We start from the raw sequence: 15,893 nt of genomic DNA, 5'->3' as shown, positions 1-15,893 counted from the left end.
CGGATGCTGCGGCATCCGCCCTCTTTCTCATCGAGCGGGGCAGCACCATGAAGAGCTGGGACGAGCGGATCGACGAGGTCTGGGCGGATGCCTCCGGCGACGAGGAGCAGCGCTCCGCCGACGGGCCGTATCGCGACGCCGTCGCGGCGGTGCACGCCCTCATCCAGGCGAGTGCGGGGCGGCCGGCGCGAGGACTCTCCGTCGCCCTTCTCGCGCTCATTCCTCACCTTCCGCGGTACCACCGGTCGATGACCGCCTGCGCCCGCGAGATCGCCGACTCCGACACCTGATATGCCGACGGCGAACACGGCCTGAGCGTCGCCCCCGCGCCGGTAGATTCGAAGCACGATCAAGGAAACAGGAGCTGAAATGGCTGCAGAACCCCTCGTCGCGACGAGCGTCTTCGACAGGCTGCTGAAGGACCGCATCATCTGGCTCGGCTCAGAGGTGCGCGACCAGAACGCCAACGAGATCTGCGCGAAGATCCTTCTTCTCGCCGCAGAGGATTCAGAGAAGGACATCTACCTCTACATCAACTCGCCCGGCGGCTCGATCACCGCGGGCATGGCGATCTACGACACCATGCAGTTCGTGCCGAACGACATCGTCACCGTCGGCATCGGCATGGCCGCGTCGATGGGCCAGCTGCTGCTCACGAGCGGCACGAAGGGCAAGCGGTACATCACCCCGAACGCCCGCGTCCTGCTGCACCAGCCGCACGGCGGCTTCGGAGGCACGTCGAGCGACATCCAGACGCAGGCGCAGCTCATCCTGTCGATGAAGAAGCGTCTCGCCGAAATCACGGCGGGTCAGACGGGCAAGTCCGTCGAGCAGATCAACGCCGACGGCGACCGCGACCGCTGGTTCACCGCCGAGGAGGCGCTCGAGTACGGGTTCGTCGACCACATCCGCGAGCACGCCAGCGACGTCACGGGTGGCGGCGGCACGGCGGACGACGCCGAGTAAGACGGATTCGAGAGGACACCATGTACACGCCCACTTTCCGATCCGCAGGCGACCTGCCCTCCAGCCGCTACGTGCTCCCGCAGTTCGAGGAGCGCACGGCCTACGGCTTCAAGCGCCAGGACCCGTACAACAAGCTGTTCGAAGACCGCGTGATCTTCCTCGGCGTCCAGGTCGACGACGCGTCGGCCGACGACGTGATGGCGCAGCTGCTGGTTCTCGAGAGCCAGGACTCCGACCGCGACATCACGATGTACATCAATTCGCCCGGCGGCTCGTTCACCGCGATGACGGCGATCTACGACACGATGCAGTACGTCGCGCCGCAGATCCAGACGGTCGTGCTGGGCCAGGCGGCGTCGGCTGCGGCCGTGCTGCTGGCCGCCGGCGCTCCGGGCAAGCGCCTCGCGCTGCCGAACGCCCGCGTGCTGATCCACCAGCCCGCGATGGGCGAGGCGGGTCAGGGTCAGGCCTCCGACATCGAGATCCAGGCCGCGGAGATCCTCCGCATGCGGACCTGGCTCGAGGAGACGCTCGCGGCCCACACGAACAAGACCCCCGAAGAGGTGAACCGCGACATCGATCGCGACAACATCCTGTCGGCGGCGCAGGCGCTGGAGTACGGCATCGTCGACCAGGTGCTCACCACGCGCAAGCGCGCATAGCGGGAGTGCTCGGAAGGGGGCGCCGGTCATCGCGACCGGCGCCCCTTCGTCGTCCGCCCTCGGATGCGCGGCCGCGCCGGGTGAAAGTGCTCATATGAGCATGACCGTGCGCGAACGCGCCACGACGCCTATCCTGAAACAGGAAGGAGGATGCCGTGGAGGAAGACCTGCTCATGGTCCGCGTCGCCGAGCTGTACTACGACGAGGCCAAGACCCAGGATGAGATCGGCGGCCTCCTCAGGATCTCGCGCTGGAAGGTCGGACGGCTGCTCACGCAGGCGCGGGAGCGGGGGATCGTGCGCATCGAGATCGTGCATCCGCGCGCGCGCCGGCTCGGCCTCGAGCGGGAGATCGTCGAGCGCTACGGCCTCGCCGACGCGGTGGTGGTGCCCGCCCCCGAAGGCGACGAGGGAACGCTGGAACGGGTGGCGCAGGCCGCCGCCGACCACCTCACCGCTCTTCGTCCGGTGCCCCGCACGCTGGGGGTGAGCTGGGGCCGCACTCTGCGGGCCGTCGCCGAGGCGCTGCCCGACGGGTGGGCGAGCGGCGTCACCGTCGTGCAGCTCAACGGGGGAGTCAGCCTCAACCGTCGCTCCGGCGGAGCCGCCGGACTCGCCGTGACGATCGCCCAGCGCGCGTCCGGCCAGGTATCACTCCTTCCGAGCCCCGCGATCCTCGAGCGGGTCGAGACCAAGCAGGCGATCGAAGCGGATCGCACCGTCGCCGGCATCCTGGAACAGGCCGCCGCCGCCGAGACCTTCCTCTTCACCGCCGGACCCTGCGATGCATCGTCGGCGCACGTCGAGAACGGCTACCTCAGCGTCGAGGACGTCGAGGAGCTCGCCCGCAGAGGAGCCGTCGGCGACGTCCTCGGGCGCTACGTCGATGCGGAAGGCAACATCGTCGATGCGCAGCTCGACGCGCGCACGGTGGGCGTCCCGCTCGACCGGCTGCGCGGTGCCACCCGCGCGATCTTCGTCACCGCGGGGCCCGCGAAGCACGACATCGCGCGTACAGTCGTGAGCAGCGGCCTGTGCGGCGTTCTGGTGACCGATGAGACCACAGCACGAGCATTGTTGGAGGAACAGTGACGACCAAAGAACTCAGCCGCAGGACGGCGGTGGACGTTCTGGGCGGTGAGCCCGACGACGCCACTCTCCGGCGCTTCCTGCACGGACTCCCGGGCGTCGACGCCGTCGGCCTCGAGCAGCGGGCCGCGGGGCTCGGCACCCGATCGATCAAGACGACGTCGAAGGCCTGGGCCCTCGACACGATCATCCGGCTGATCGACCTGACGACGCTCGAAGGAGCGGACACGCCCGGCAAGGTGCGGTCGCTCGTCGCCAAGGCGAAGAACCCGGATGCCACCGACCCGTCGACGCCCCGCGTCGCGGCGGTGTGCGTGTACGGAGACATGGTCGGCGACGCGATCGCGGCGCTCGGCGGGATGCACGGCGACCCCGACGACGGGCTGATCTCGGTCGCGGCCGTGGCGACCGCGTTCCCGAGCGGGCGCTCGTCGCTCGCGATCAAGCTGGCCGACACCGCCGAAGCGGTCGCCGCGGGCGCCGATGAGATCGACATGGTGATCGATCGCGGTGCGTTCCTCTCCGGTCGATACGGACTGGTCTTCGACCAGATCGCCCAGGTGAAGGAGGCGTGCCGCCGCGAGGACGGCAGCTACGCGTCGCTGAAGGTCATCCTCGAGACCGGCGAGCTCACCACCTACGACAACATCAAGCGGGCGTCGTGGCTCGCCATCCTCGCGGGGGGCGACTTCATCAAGACGTCCACCGGCAAGGTGCAGCCGGCGGCCACGCTGCCGACGACGCTCCTCATGCTCGAGACGGTCCGCGACTGGTATCGGGGGACGGGCGAGCGCATCGGCGTGAAGCCGGCGGGCGGCATCCGGGCCTCGAAGGACGCGGTGAAGTACCTCGTGACCGTCGCCGAGACCGTGGGGGAGGAGTGGCTGCAGCCGCACCTGTTCCGCTTCGGCGCCTCGAGCCTGCTCAACGACGTGCTCCTGCAGCGCCAGAAGCTCACCACCGGCCGGTACTCCGGCCCCGACTACGTGACGATCGACTGATGCTCCGACAGGCTCAGCAACCGGAAGGACGCCGCTCCGCGGCGAGAGGACGAGGATAGCCATGTCATTCCTGGAATACGCACCCGCGCCCGAGTCGAAGGCGATCCTGAAGCTGAAGGACAGCTACGGCCTGTTCATCGACGGCGAGTTCGTCGACGGGTCGGGCACCGGATTCAGCACGATCTCGCCCGCCGACGAGTCGCGCATCGCGGAGATCGCGACCGCGAGCGATGACGACGTCGACCGCGCGGTCACCGCTGCGCGTCGCGCCTACGAGAAGACGTGGTCGCGGATGAGTGGTCGCGATCGGGGCAAGTACCTGTTCCGCATCGCGCGTCTGGTGCAGGAGCGCGCGCGCGAGCTCGCCGTCGCCGAGAGCCTCGACAACGGCAAGCCGATCAAGGAGAGCCGCGATGTCGACGTGCCCCTCGTCGCGTCGTGGTTCTTCTACTACGCGGGCTGGGCGGACAAGCTCGATCACGCCGGACTCGGAGCCGACCCCCGTGCCCTCGGCGTCGCCGCACAGGTCATCCCGTGGAACTTCCCCCTTCTCATGCTGGCGTGGAAGGTCGCGCCGGCCCTCGCCGCCGGCAACACCGTCGTGCTGAAGCCGGCGGAGACGACGCCGTTGACGGCGCTGATCTTCGCCGAGATCCTCCAGCAGGCCGACCTGCCCGCGGGCGTGGTGAACATCGTGACCGGTGCCGGAGCGACGGGAGCGACGCTGGTGCGGCATCCCGACGTCGACAAGGTCGCCTTCACCGGCTCGACCGGCGTGGGGCGCGACATCGCGAAGGCGGTCGCCGGAACCCGGAAGAAGCTCACGCTGGAGCTGGGCGGCAAGGCCGCGAACATCGTCTTCGACGACGCGCCCATCGACCAGGCGGTGGAGGGGATCGTCAACGGGATCTTCTTCAACCAGGGGCACGTGTGCTGCGCGGGCAGCCGCCTCCTCGTGCAGGAGTCGATCCACGACGAGGTCATCGACCGCCTCAAGACGCGTCTCTCGACCCTCCGGCTGGGAGATCCGCTCGACAAGAACACCGACATCGGAGCGATCAACTCGGCGGCCCAGCTGGCGCGGATCCGCGAACTCAGCGACATCGGCGAGGCTGAGGGAGCGGACCGCTGGACGGCGGAGTGCGCGATCCCGGAGAAGGGCTTCTGGTTCGCGCCGACGATCTTCACCGGTGTCGAGGCATCGCATCGCATCGCCCGCGACGAGGTCTTCGGACCGGTGCTCTCGGTGCTGACCTTCCGCACCCCCGCGGAGGCCATCGCCAAGGCGAACAACACCCCCTACGGTCTCTCGGCGGGGATCTGGTCGGACAAGGGGTCGCGCATCCTCGCGGTCGCCGACCGCCTCCGCGCCGGCGTCGTGTGGGCGAACACTTTCAACCGTTTCGATCCGTCGAGCCCGTTCGGCGGCTACAAGGAGTCCGGATACGGCCGCGAGGGCGGTCGCCAGGGACTCACCGCGTACCTGCAGGGAGCCGCAGCATGAGCAAGCGACTGACCGTCCCCAAGACCTACAAGCTGGCCATCGGCGGAGCGTTCCCGCGGAGCGAGTCGGGCCGGACCTACGAGGTCCTGTCGGCCAAGGGCGCCTTCCTCGCGAACGCCGCGCAGGGATCGCGCAAGGACGCCCGCGACGCGGTGGTCGCGGCCCGGGCCGCCGTGAAGGGCTGGTCGGGTGCGACCGCCTACAACCGCGGCCAGGTCCTCTACCGCGTGGCGGAGATCCTCGAGGGCCGGCGCGCGCAGTTCATCGACGAGATCGTCGCCCAGGAGGGCGGGCCGACGGGCTCCGCCGCGTCTCAGGTCGACGAGGCGATCGACCTGTGGGTCTGGTACGCCGGCTGGTGCGACAAGTACGCCCAGGTCGCGGGCAACGCCAACCCCGTCTCCGGCCCCTACTTCAACATCTCCGTGCCGGAGCCGACCGGGGTCGTCGCCATCGTGGCGCCCCAGGAGTCGGCGCTGCTCGGCCTGGTGTCGGTCGTCGCACCGGCGCTGGTCGCGGGCAACACCGTGGTCGTGGTCGCGAGCGAGCGGCATCCGCTCTCGGCGATCAGCCTGGCGGAAGTGCTGGCGACCAGTGATCTTCCCGGCGGTGTCGTCAACGTGCTCACCGGCTCGGCGGCCGAGATCGCCCCCTGGCTCGCGTCGCACGACGACGTCAACGCTCTCGACCTCGCCGGAGCCGGAGCCCTGGAGTGGGTCGACATGCAGATCGCCGCTGCGGAGACGTTGAAGCGCGTGCTTCCTCCCGGAGACGTCGTCGCGTCGCCGGAGCGCATCGCCGCGTTCACCGAGGTCAAGACGGTGTGGCACACCAAGAGCATGGTCTGATCCGCTCCCGCGCCAATGCGGCCCTGTGTCCGATGCAGAGGTTAGGCTCGGAGGACGATCTCTGGATCCCCGAGGAGGACGCGCATGGCCCGTATCGGTGAAAGCGCTGACCTGTTCAAGTGCTCGTTCTGCGGAAAGAGCCAGAAGCAGGTGCAGCAGCTCATCGCTGGCCCCGGTGTGTACATCTGCGACGAGTGCGTCGAGCTGTGCAACGAGATCATCGAGGAGCGGATGGCCGAGTCGTCCGCTCAGGGCGTTGCGGAGTTCGACCTGCCGAAGCCGCGTGAGATCTTCTCCTTCCTCGAGGAGTACGTGGTCGGGCAGGAGCCGGCCAAGCGCGCACTCGCCGTGGCGGTGTACAACCACTACAAGCGCGTCCGCGCCCACGGCACGCTCCAGAGCGCCGAGCAGAAGGCCGAAGAGGTCGAGATCGCCAAGAGCAACATCCTGCTCATCGGACCGACCGGGTGCGGCAAGACCTATCTGGCGCAGACCCTCGCCAAGCGGCTGAACGTGCCGTTCGCCGTCGCCGACGCGACCGCGCTCACCGAGGCCGGCTACGTCGGCGAAGACGTCGAGAACATCCTGCTCAAGCTCATCCAGGCGGCCGACTACGACGTGAAGCGCGCCGAGCAGGGCATCATCTACATCGACGAGGTCGACAAGATCGCCCGCAAGGCCGAGAACCCCTCGATCACGCGCGACGTCTCGGGCGAGGGCGTGCAGCAGGCGCTGCTGAAGATCATCGAGGGAACGGTCGCCTCGGTGCCGCCGCAGGGCGGGCGCAAGCACCCGCACCAGGAGTTCCTGCAGATCGACACGACCAACGTGCTCTTCATCGTGGCCGGTGCCTTCGCCGGACTCGAAGACATCGTCTCGTCGCGGGTCGGCAAGCACGGCATCGGGTTCGGTGCTCCTCTGCACGACAAGACCAAAGACGTCGACCTGTTCAGCGAGGTGCTGCCGGAGGACCTGCACAAGTTCGGCCTCATCCCCGAGTTCATCGGCCGCCTCCCTGTCGTCACCAACGTCTCGCCGCTCGATCAGGAAGCGCTCATGGAGATCCTGACGGGTCCCCGCAACGCGCTCGTGAAGCAATATCAGCGCATGTTCGAGCTCGACGGCGTGCAGCTGGAGTTCGACGAGGAGGCTCTGCGCTCGATCGCCGATCTGGCCGTCGAGCGCAAGACGGGCGCCCGGGGCCTCCGCGCGATCCTCGAAGACGTGCTCGGACCGATCATGTTCGAGATCCCCTCGGCCGAAGACGTCGCCAAGGTCATCGTGACCCGCGCCGCGGTCGACGAGGGAGCGCCCCCCACCATCGTCATGGAGCGCAAGCGCAAGAGCGCCTGATCGTGCGACCGGTCCGCGAGTCGCGCGCTCCCGTCTCCGGAACGATCGTCGCGCTCGGCGGAGGCGGGTTCTCGATGTCGGAAGACGGTCGTTCCGCGATCGACGACCACATCCTCGAGCTCACGGGCGTCGACCGCCCCCGGGTGTGCTTCGTCCCCACCGCCAGCGGGGACTCTGCGGACTATCGTCGCCGATTCGAGGAGGCGTTTGCAGGCCGGGCCGAAACCTCGGTGCTCTCGCTGTTCGGCAGTCCGCCCCACGGCTATCGGGATCCGACGGTCCTGCTCGAACAGGACGTGATCTACGTCGGGGGAGGGTCGACGGCGAACCTGCTCGCCGTCTGGCGGCTGCACGGACTCTCCGCCATCCTGCGTGAGGCGGCTCAGGCGGGCGTGGTGCTCGCCGGGATCAGCGCCGGAATGAACTGCTGGTTCGACCAGAGTTCGACCGACTCCTTCGGACCGCTCGCGCCACTGCGCGACGGACTGGGTCTCCTCGCGGGGAGCGCCTGCCCGCACTACCTCGGCGAGCCGGGCCGGCGGGATCAGTACCTCGAGTGGGTGCGCACGGGAGAGCTCGCCGACGGGTACGCCGTCGATGACTTCACGGCGCTGATCTTCCAGGACGGCGCACTGGCGGATGCCGTCGCCGAGCGCGCCGCCCGCACGGCGTTCGCGGTTCGCCGAGACGGTGACGGGGTGATCGAAGACCCGATCGAGGTGCGCGAGCTCGTATGACTCGGCGGCCTCAGGGCGTGAGGCCGCGCCGCTTCAGGAGCGGGGAGATCTCGGCATCCCGCCCGCGGAAGTCGCGATAGGCCTCGAGAGGGTTCCTCGATCCGCCGACTCCGAGCAGGCGCTGCCGGAACCGGTCGCCGTTCTCCCTGGTCAGGCCGCCGTTCTCACGGAACCAGTCGACCGTGTCGGCGTCGAGCACCTCGCTCCAGATGTACGAGTAGTACCCGGCGCTGTAGCCGCCGGAGAACACGTGCGCGAAGTAGGGGGACGAATACCGGGTCGGGACGGCCGGGTCGTCGAGGCCGATGTCGGCGAGCGCGGACGCCTCGAACGCGGCGACGTCGTCGGGCACCGCGTCATCGGGCCCGAGGCGGTGCCAGGCCTGGTCGAGCCAGGCGGCGGCGAGGTATTCGCTCGTGGCATGCCCCTGGTCGAAGGTCTGAGCCGAGCGGAGTCGCTCGACGATGGCGGCATCCAGGGGCTCGTCGGTCAGATGGTGGCGCGCGTAGTTGTCGAGCACCTCGGGCCAGAGGATCCACATCTCGTTGACTTGGCTGGGGAACTCGACGAAGTCGCGGAACACGTTGGTGCCGGCGAAGTGCGGGTAGGTGACGTCCGCGAACAATCCGTGCAGCGCGTGACCGAACTCGTGGAAGAGCGTGGTGACCTCGTCGAGGGTGAGGAGCGTCGGCTCTCCCTCGGCCGGCCGCGGCACGTTGAGGTTGTTCACCACGACGGGGCGGGTTCCGCGCAGCCGCGACTGACTGACGATCGGGTTCATCCACGCACCGCCCCTCTTGGTGTCGCGCGTGTACAGGTCCAGAACATACAGCCCGAGCTCCGTGCCGTCTTCGTTGCGGACCTCGAACACCCGTGCACCCGGGTGGTAGGCCACCAGGTCGGTGCGTTCTGCGAACGTCACTCCGTAGAGCCGCGTCGCGGCGAAGAACACGCCGTCGTGCAGCACCCGCTCGGCTTCGAACCAGGGACGCAGCGCCGCCGTGTCGATGTCGTAGCGCGCGGCACGCACCTTCTCCGTCAGGTACGCCCAGTCGTGCGCCTCGACCGGGAACCGCTCAGGTTCGGTCTCGTCGACGATCTCCTGCAGGGCCTCGCGCTCCGCACGGGCGTTGCGGGCCGACGGCGCGGCCAGATCGCGCAGCATCCGCTCGACGGCCTCCGGCGTGCCCGCCGTCTCGTCCGCTGAGACGTACGCCGCGTGCGAGGAGTACCCGAGCAGGGCCGCGCGCTCCGCGCGGAGCCGCGCGATCTCGATGAGCACGGGACGGTTGTCGTTCGTGTTGCCCCGCGACGCCCTGCTCCGGGACGCCTCCATGATCCGCCGACGCGACTCGCGGTTCTGCAGCTGTGCCAGATACGGGTGGCCCGTGAAAAGGGGGAGCGAGACGAGGTATCCGTCGAGTCCGCGCTCGGCGGCCGCGCGGGCGGCGGCGGAGAGCTCGCCCGCGCCGAGTCCTGCGAGTTCTTCGGCGCTCTCGAACAGCACCGCCAGATCGTTGGTGTCGTTCAGCAGGTTCCGTTCGAAGGTGTTGCTGAGTGACGAGAGCTGCTGGTTCAGCAGGGTGAGGCGGGCTTTCGCCTCATCGTCGAGCGCGGCGCCGGCATGGGTCATCTCGCGGTGGTGCCGCTCCACGAGATACCGCTGCTCGGCGTTCAGGTCGAGTTCGTCGAGCCGGGCGTGCACCTGCTGCACCCGCCAGTACAGGGCGCCGTCCAGGGTGATCGCGTCGTGATGGGCGGCCATGAGCGGTGCGAGCTGCTCGTCGACGGCCTGGATCTCGGGCGTCGCATCCGCCGAGCTGACCGTGTAGAAGGCGTGCGAGACGCGCTCGAGCAGTTCGCCCGAGTGCTCCAGCGCCTCGATCGTGTTCTCGAACGTCGGCATCGAGCGCACCATCGTGATCCGCGAGACCTCGCGGAGCTGCTCGTCGAACGCGGCCCGGAAGGCCGGCAGGTAGTGCTCCGCGCGGATCGCCCGATAGTCGGGCAGCCCGAAGGGGAGGGCGGACGGCTGGAGCAGCGGGTTCGAGACGTCGGTCATTCCTCGAGCCTACGGCCGGGCTTCGCCGGAGAGGCGGATGCCGCTGCGCCCGGGTCCGCGGACACCTCCACCGAGCATTCTTTGCAAAGGAATACTTGCAAAGATCCTTTTGCAAGGGTATCTTTGCATTCATGACCGATCGACGGGAATCCCGCAGCCTCGACCCCGGCGCGCTCAAGGCGCTGGCACACCCCCTGCGCGTCCGCATCTTCGACCTGCTGAGCGAGCGCGGTCCGCAGACGGCGAGCACCCTGGCCTCGCTCGTCGGGGAGACGTCGGGCTCGATGAGCTACCACCTCCGCGCGCTCGCCGCGCACGACCTCATCCGCGAGGTCGAGGGGCGCGGCACCGCGCGGGAGCGCTGGTGGGAGCGACCGAAGGGGCGGATCGACCTTCCGGGGCCCGATGACAGCATGACCCCGTCGAACCGGGCCTCGGCGCAGATCGTCACCGCGGAGTTCTTCCGGCTGCGCCACGAGACGCTCATGGCGTACCTCAACCGCTCCGAGGCCGACATTCCCGAGGAGTGGCGAGACGCCGGCGTGCTCATGACGACGTATCTCGACCTCACGGCCGACCAGATGGCCGAGCTCAAAGCCGAACTGACCGCGGTCGTCGACCGCGTCGTCGAGCGATATCAGGGTCAGGCCGGGCCCGGCACGCGGAGGGTCACGCTGCGTGCCGAACTCTTCGACCTTCCCACCGACGCACGTACGGAGGAATCATGACCAGCGCAGCACTCCACCTGACCTCACCGACCCTGCTCGAGCAGCGGCTCCTCGCCGTCGCGAAGCGCCTGACCGCGTTCGTGGAGCATCGCATCGCGGCGCGCGCGGATCGCCGCGAGATCGCCCTCGACCTGCTCCGGGAGCAGCAGGCGCGACGGCACGACCCGCGGGCCGTCGAGCACCTCCTCGCGCAGCGAGGCGTGTCGCCGCGCTGACCTGCCGAGACCCCGCTTTAGCGCCGAGACCCCCGGCTGCAGACGTCCGCAGCCGGGGGTCTCGGCGATAAGCGGGGGTCTCGGCGAGAAACCCCGGGCGCGGGGTCAGTCGGTGAACGGGCGGGCGACGACCTCGCCGGACGACGTCTGCACGACCTCCCAGCCGGCATCCAGCTCGGCGATCGCTCGTCCTTCCAGCCAGGTCAGCGTCCAGTGGCCGGTGAGGCCGCGGGCCTCGACCTCGGCGATGGCCGGACGGAGCGCCGCCGGGACGGATGCCGGTGGCTCCGCTCCCGTCGACCATCGGGTGCCCAGCTGCATCATGCCCCCTCGGCCGGAGCGAGATCGATCGCCGTGATCGCGAAGTCGGCGGCCTCGGTGACCTCGAGGTCGGCGATGCGTCCGACCGCGCGCAGGTCGTCCGCCGCGGCGCGCAGGGCCTCGAGCTTCGCGGCGGGGGCCGTGATCGCCGCCCGCGACACCGGCGTCTTCTGCGACGCCTTGGCCTCGGTCTTCGCGCGGCGGATGCCGATGAGTGCCTCGCTGGCCACGGCGAGCACGGCGGGGTCGCCGTCGATGCCCAGCGGCTCGGGCCAGGGCGCCGTGTGCACCGACCCCTCCTCGAACCACGACCAGACCTCTTCGGTGGCGAAGGAGATCACCGGCGCGAGCAGGCGCAGCAGCGTCGACAGCGCCAGGCGCAGCGCGAGCGCCGCCGACGCCTGCCCCACGTCGGCCCGGTCGTAGGCGCGCTCCTTGACGAGTTCGAGGTAGTCGTCGCAGAAGGTCCAGAAGAACGCCTCGGTGACCTCGAGCGCGCGGGCTGCGTCGTAGCGGTCGAAGGCGGCGGTCGCCTCGATCACCACGGCATCGAGGGCGGCGAGCATCGACGCGTCGAGCGCGTGGGTCACCTGCGCGCCCTCAGGCACGGGGAACGACAGCACGAACTTGGCGGCGTTGAGCACCTTGATCGCCAGCCGTCGCCCGATCTTGACCTGCGTCGGGTTCTGCGGGTCGAACGCGGCATCCATGCCGAGGCGGCTCGACGCCGCCCAGTAGCGCACGGCATCCGATCCGTGGGTGTCGAGGATGTCGGCCGGGGTCACGACGTTCCCCTTCGACTTCGACATCTTCTTGCGGTCGGGGTCGACGATGAAGCCCGAGATCGCGGCGTTGCGCCAGGGCGAGCGGCCGTCTTCGAGCGTCGACCGCAGCATCGTCGAGAAGAGCCAGGTGCGGATGATGTCCTGCCCCTGCGGGCGCAGGTCGAACGGCGCGGTGAGCTGCCACAGCTCGTCGTCGCGCTGCCATCCGCCGGCGAGCTGCGGGGTGAGCGACGACGTGGCCCACGTGTCGAGGATGTCGGCTTCGGCCTCGAACCCTCCGGCGACGCCGCGCTGATCCTCGGTGAATCCGGGCGGCACGTCGGTCGTGGGGTCGATCGGCAGGGAGGCGACGTCGGGGGTCAGCACGCGGTCGTAGTCGCGGTCGCCGTTCTCGTCGAGGGCGTACCAGAGCGGGATCGGCACACCGAAGAAGCGCTGACGAGAGACGAGCCAGTCGCCGGTGAGGCCGCCGACCCAGTTCTCGTACCGCACGCGCATGAAGTCCGGGTGCCAGGCGAGTTCCCTGCCCTGCTCGATCAGCTGGTCGCGGAGCTCGACGTCGCGAGCGCCGTTGCGGATGTACCACTGACGCGTCGAGACGATCTCGAGCGGACGGTCGCCCTTCTCGAAGAACTTCACCGCGTGGGTGAACGGCTTGCCGACCGCCGTCATGTCGCCGGTCTCCTGCAGCTTCTCGACGATCGCCTTGCGGGCGGAGAACACGGTCTTGCCGCCCATGTTCTCGGCGTACCACCGGGTGCCCTCGGCGTCGTGGACGGATGCCGGCGCCTCGGGCAGGAACCGGCCGTCGAGGCCGATCGTGGTCATGTTCGGAAGCGAGGCGCCCGCCGTCGTGCGCAGCTCGCGCCACCACACGATGTCGGTCACATCGCCGAAGGTGCAGACCATCGCCGCCCCGGTGCCCTTGTCGGGCTGGGCGAGGTGGTGGCCGTGGATCTCGATCTCGGCCCCGAAGAACGGCGTGCGCACCTTCGTGCCGATCAGGTGCTTGTGCGGCCCCTCGGGGTGGGTCACGATCGCGATGCAGGCCGGCAGCAGCTCGGGGCGCGTCGTGTCGACCGTGATCGATCCCGTGCCGTCGGCGAAGGGGAACTCGATGGTGTGGTAGGCCGCCTGCTGATCGCGGTCTTCGAGCTCGGCCTGTGCGATCGCCGAGCGGAAGTCGATGTCCCACAGCGTCGGAGCGAGCGCCTGGTAGGCCTCGCCGCGCTCCTTGTTGCGCAGGAAGGCGAGCTGGCTCTGGCGGATGGTGTCGTCGGAGATCGTCCGGTAGGTCTGCGTCCAGTCCACGCTGAGACCGAGCTGGCGGAACAGCGCCTCGAACTGCTTCTCGTCTTCGACGGTGAGCCGCTCGCACAGCTCGATGAAGTTGCGCCGGCTGATCGGCTGCTGGTCGGCGGCGCGGCTCGACTTGTTGTCGCCGCCCTCGAACGGAGGCGTGAAGTCGGAGTCGTAGGGGAGCGACGGGTCGCACCGCACGCCGTAGTAGTTCTGCACGCGCCGCTCGGTGGGCAGGCCGTTGTCGTCCCAGCCCATCGGGTAGAACACGGTCTTGCCGCGCATGCGCTCGTAGCGCGCCTTCACATCGGTGTGCGTGTAGGAGAAGACGTGCCCGATGTGCAGGCTGCCGGACGCGGTCGGCGGGGGAGTGTCGATCGAGTACACGCCCTCGCGGCCCGCCTGGGCGGCGCGGGAGCGGTCGAACAGGTAGGTGCCGCGCTCGGCCCACGCGGCATCCCACTTCGCTTCGAGACCTTCGAGTGCGGGCTTGTCAGGGATCTGAGAGGGTGCGGACTCGGACATGGAGGTCTCCTCGAGCGATGTATGCGGCACTGTGTGAGCGTGCCTGAGTGTGGGGTGCGGCATCCAGTCTACCGAGGGGTGCCTGACCGAGGATGCCGTCGCACATCGACCGAGTCCAACAATCGGCCCTAGACTGGCATCATCCCGACCCGTTCTTCCGAGGAATAGTCATGCCCGCACCCTCCGCACGTCGCGTTCTTCCCCTCGCCGCCCTCACCGCCGCGGCGGCGCTCGCCCTCAGCGCCTGCGGCGCCGGTTCGTCCGACGCCGACGGCGGCGAGCTGGTGTGGTCGATCGAGGGCGCCAACCTCGCGGCCGGTCACATGGACCCCCAGACGAGCCAGCTCGACGTCTCGGGGATGGTGCAGCGCGCCGTGCTCGACTCGCTCGTGTTCCAGGAGGAGGACGGATCGTTCAGCCCGTGGCTCGCAGAGGAGTGGGAGGTGTCGGACGACAGCACCGAGTACACCTTCACGCTGCGCGACGACGTCACCTTCACCGACGGCGAGCCCTTCGACGCCGAGGCCGTGAAGGCGAACTTCGACCGCATCGCCGACCCCGAGACCGAGTCGGCCCAGGCGGCGAGCATGCTCGGCGCCGACTTCTACGAGGGCACCGAGGTGGTCGACGAGCACACGGTGAGGGTGTCGTTCAGCCAGCCGTACGCGCCGTTCCTGCAGGCGGCCAGCACCCCGCAGCTCGGCTTCTACTCCCCGGCGGTGCTGGAGGAGTCGGCCGATCAGCTCAAGGCGGGCGGGCCCGGCATCACCGTGGGCACCGGACCCTTCGAGCTCACCGAGTACACGCCCGACCAGGAGATCGTGTACACCCGCAACGACGACTACGCCTGGGGCCCGCACGGCGAGAAGGCACCGAAGGTCGAGACGCTCCGCGTCGAGATCCAGCCCGAGGCGTCGGTGCGCGCCGGTGTGGTGGAGAGCGGCGAGGCCGACGTCGCGAGCAACATCCCGCCGAACCTCGCCGGCGACCTCGGCGAGGGCATCACGGTCGATTCGATCGAGTACCCCGGCCTGCCCTATTCGCTTTACCTGAACGAGAAGCACGGCGTGTTCGCCGACGAGAAGGTGCGCCAGGCGTTCGCGCGCGGCATCGACATCGACGCGGCGGTCGAGGAGATCTTCTTCGGCCAGTTCCCGCGGGCATGGAGCATCCTCGGACCGACGACGCCGGGCTACGACGCGGCGCTCGAGGGCAGCTGGCCGTACGACCCCGAGGCGGCGAACGCGCTGCTCGACGAGGCCGGGTGGACGCAGCGCGACGCCGACGGCATCCGCACGAAAGACGGTCAGCCGCTCTCGGTGCGCTGGATCGCCTACACGCCGGTGCCCGACGACCGAGCCGCCCTCGCCAACGCGATCCAGTCGGATCTCAAGGCGATCGGTATCGACGTCGTCCGCGAGGTGCTGGAGCCCGGCGCCTACAACGAGCAGTACGGACCCAAGACCTTCGACCTGACCGACTGGGGCTTCTCGGGCGTCGACCCCGATCTGCTGCGCAACCACCTGCACACCGACGGGTTCCAGAACGCCTCTCAGGTTTCCGACCCTGAGGTCGACGGTCTGCTCGAGCAGGCGGTCGCGACCAGCGACCAGGGCCAGCGGGATGCGCTGTACACGCAGCTGCAGGAGTGGAACGCGACCCACCAGGCGATCGTCCCCCTCTACGTCCCGTCGGCGATCACCGCGGTCGGCGAGCGCGTCGGCGGTCTGCAGTACGACCTGTACGGGCGGCCGCTGTTCTACGATGTGACGGTCGGCTGATCGAGAGCGGTCGCTGAC

Annotated in this window: 15 protein-coding genes; 12 read left to right on the top strand and 3 right to left on the bottom strand. The window is 69.2% G+C overall.

What is annotated here, in order from left to right; translation table 11 throughout:
- The first annotated feature begins 47 nt into the window (after positions 1-47).
- The 9 genes from AB3M90_RS07205 to AB3M90_RS07165 all read left to right on the top strand — a co-directional run bounded on the left by AB3M90_RS07205 (position 48) and on the right by AB3M90_RS07165 (position 8,159).
- Entirely contained in the window at positions 48-290 is a 243-nt protein-coding gene (locus AB3M90_RS07205) for a tetratricopeptide repeat protein (RefSeq protein WP_412950946.1), read from the top strand.
- Between the two features lie 79 nt (positions 291-369).
- Positions 370-966: an ATP-dependent Clp protease proteolytic subunit gene (locus AB3M90_RS07200; protein WP_116636734.1), complete on the top strand. Its 597-nt coding sequence runs from the start codon at positions 370-372 to the stop codon at positions 964-966.
- 20 nt (positions 967-986) lie between these two features.
- Positions 987-1,628, top strand: a complete 642-nt coding sequence (locus AB3M90_RS07195; RefSeq protein ID WP_412950944.1) for an ATP-dependent Clp protease proteolytic subunit — start codon at positions 987-989, stop codon at positions 1,626-1,628.
- Between the two features lie 155 nt (positions 1,629-1,783).
- Positions 1,784-2,719 (top strand): sugar-binding transcriptional regulator, encoded by a 936-nt coding sequence (locus tag AB3M90_RS07190; protein WP_412950942.1) that lies wholly within the window; start codon positions 1,784-1,786, stop codon positions 2,717-2,719.
- Positions 2,716-3,717: a deoxyribose-phosphate aldolase gene (deoC, locus tag AB3M90_RS07185; protein ID WP_412950941.1), complete on the top strand. Its 1,002-nt coding sequence runs from the start codon at positions 2,716-2,718 to the stop codon at positions 3,715-3,717. The genes AB3M90_RS07190 and deoC overlap by 4 nt, the downstream gene beginning before the upstream one ends.
- Before the next feature lie 61 nt (positions 3,718-3,778).
- Complete coding sequence (locus AB3M90_RS07180; protein ID WP_412950940.1) at positions 3,779-5,221, top strand: aldehyde dehydrogenase family protein; 1,443 nt, start codon at positions 3,779-3,781, stop codon at positions 5,219-5,221.
- The gene (locus AB3M90_RS07175) at positions 5,218-6,069 is read left to right on the top strand and encodes an aldehyde dehydrogenase family protein (RefSeq protein WP_412950939.1); all 852 of its coding nucleotides are present in this window, start codon (positions 5,218-5,220) and stop codon (positions 6,067-6,069) included. The genes AB3M90_RS07180 and AB3M90_RS07175 overlap by 4 nt, the downstream gene beginning before the upstream one ends.
- 84 nt (positions 6,070-6,153) lie before the next feature.
- A complete protein-coding gene (gene clpX / locus AB3M90_RS07170; RefSeq protein WP_412950937.1) occupies positions 6,154-7,422 on the top strand; it encodes an ATP-dependent Clp protease ATP-binding subunit ClpX in 1,269 nt (422 codons plus the stop codon).
- A gap of 2 nt (positions 7,423-7,424) precedes the next feature.
- On the top strand, positions 7,425-8,159 hold the full coding sequence (locus tag AB3M90_RS07165) for a Type 1 glutamine amidotransferase-like domain-containing protein (RefSeq protein ID WP_412950935.1): 735 nt from the start codon (positions 7,425-7,427) through the stop codon (positions 8,157-8,159).
- Between the two features lie 10 nt (positions 8,160-8,169).
- Here AB3M90_RS07165 and AB3M90_RS07160 read toward each other — a convergent pair whose 3' ends face one another.
- Positions 8,170-10,221: a M3 family metallopeptidase gene (locus tag AB3M90_RS07160; protein WP_412950934.1), complete on the bottom strand. Its 2,052-nt coding sequence runs from the start codon at positions 10,219-10,221 to the stop codon at positions 8,170-8,172.
- 131 nt (positions 10,222-10,352) lie between these two features.
- Here AB3M90_RS07160 and AB3M90_RS07155 point away from each other — a divergent pair, with 131 nt between their 5' ends.
- Both AB3M90_RS07155 and AB3M90_RS07150 read left to right on the top strand, forming a co-directional pair.
- Positions 10,353-10,949: an ArsR/SmtB family transcription factor gene (locus AB3M90_RS07155; protein WP_412950931.1), complete on the top strand. Its 597-nt coding sequence runs from the start codon at positions 10,353-10,355 to the stop codon at positions 10,947-10,949.
- Entirely contained in the window at positions 10,946-11,164 is a 219-nt protein-coding gene (locus AB3M90_RS07150; protein ID WP_412950929.1) for a hypothetical protein, read from the top strand. The genes AB3M90_RS07155 and AB3M90_RS07150 overlap by 4 nt, the downstream gene beginning before the upstream one ends.
- A 105-nt stretch (positions 11,165-11,269) precedes the next feature.
- On the opposite strand, the gene AB3M90_RS07145 is transcribed toward AB3M90_RS07150, so the two are convergent.
- Together AB3M90_RS07145 and valS are read right to left on the bottom strand one after the other, a co-directional pair.
- Complete coding sequence (locus AB3M90_RS07145) at positions 11,270-11,485, bottom strand: hypothetical protein (protein WP_412950928.1); 216 nt, start codon at positions 11,483-11,485, stop codon at positions 11,270-11,272.
- Positions 11,485-14,094 (bottom strand): valine--tRNA ligase, encoded by a 2,610-nt coding sequence (gene valS / locus AB3M90_RS07140; protein WP_412950926.1) that lies wholly within the window; start codon positions 14,092-14,094, stop codon positions 11,485-11,487. Before valS ends, AB3M90_RS07145 begins: the two co-directional genes overlap by 1 nt.
- Before the next feature lie 170 nt (positions 14,095-14,264).
- On the opposite strand from valS, the gene AB3M90_RS07135 reads away from it, so the two are divergent.
- Positions 14,265-15,875 (top strand): ABC transporter substrate-binding protein, encoded by a 1,611-nt coding sequence (locus tag AB3M90_RS07135; protein WP_412950924.1) that lies wholly within the window; start codon positions 14,265-14,267, stop codon positions 15,873-15,875.
- The last annotated feature ends 18 nt before the right edge of the window (positions 15,876-15,893 follow it).

The organism is Microbacterium martis (assembly GCF_047246685.1).
Classification (GTDB): domain Bacteria; phylum Actinomycetota; class Actinomycetes; order Actinomycetales; family Microbacteriaceae; genus Microbacterium.
The sequence above is the reverse complement of the archived record's forward strand: the minus strand, read 5'-3'. Positions and strand labels throughout refer to the sequence as shown.

What these genes read in the sequence shown, in the direction of transcription:
- AB3M90_RS07205 (WP_412950946.1), top strand. Translation starts at nt 48, where the DNA reads ATGAAGAGCTGGGACGAGCGGATCGACGAGGTCTGGGCGGATGCCTCC.
- AB3M90_RS07200 (WP_116636734.1), top strand. Translation starts at nt 370, where the DNA reads ATGGCTGCAGAACCCCTCGTCGCGACGAGCGTCTTCGACAGGCTGCTG.
- AB3M90_RS07195 (WP_412950944.1), top strand. Translation starts at nt 987, where the DNA reads ATGTACACGCCCACTTTCCGATCCGCAGGCGACCTGCCCTCCAGCCGC.
- AB3M90_RS07180 (WP_412950940.1), top strand. Translation starts at nt 3,779, where the DNA reads ATGTCATTCCTGGAATACGCACCCGCGCCCGAGTCGAAGGCGATCCTG.
- AB3M90_RS07175 (WP_412950939.1), top strand. Translation starts at nt 5,218, where the DNA reads ATGAGCAAGCGACTGACCGTCCCCAAGACCTACAAGCTGGCCATCGGC.
- clpX (WP_412950937.1), top strand. Translation starts at nt 6,154, where the DNA reads ATGGCCCGTATCGGTGAAAGCGCTGACCTGTTCAAGTGCTCGTTCTGC.
- AB3M90_RS07160 (WP_412950934.1), bottom strand. Translation starts at nt 10,221, where the DNA reads ATGACCGACGTCTCGAACCCGCTGCTCCAGCCGTCCGCCCTCCCCTTC.
- AB3M90_RS07155 (WP_412950931.1), top strand. Translation starts at nt 10,353, where the DNA reads ATGACCGATCGACGGGAATCCCGCAGCCTCGACCCCGGCGCGCTCAAG.
- AB3M90_RS07150 (WP_412950929.1), top strand. Translation starts at nt 10,946, where the DNA reads ATGACCAGCGCAGCACTCCACCTGACCTCACCGACCCTGCTCGAGCAG.
- AB3M90_RS07145 (WP_412950928.1), bottom strand. Translation starts at nt 11,485, where the DNA reads ATGCAGCTGGGCACCCGATGGTCGACGGGAGCGGAGCCACCGGCATCC.
- valS (WP_412950926.1), bottom strand. Translation starts at nt 14,094, where the DNA reads ATGTCCGAGTCCGCACCCTCTCAGATCCCTGACAAGCCCGCACTCGAA.
- AB3M90_RS07135 (WP_412950924.1), top strand. Translation starts at nt 14,265, where the DNA reads ATGCCCGCACCCTCCGCACGTCGCGTTCTTCCCCTCGCCGCCCTCACC.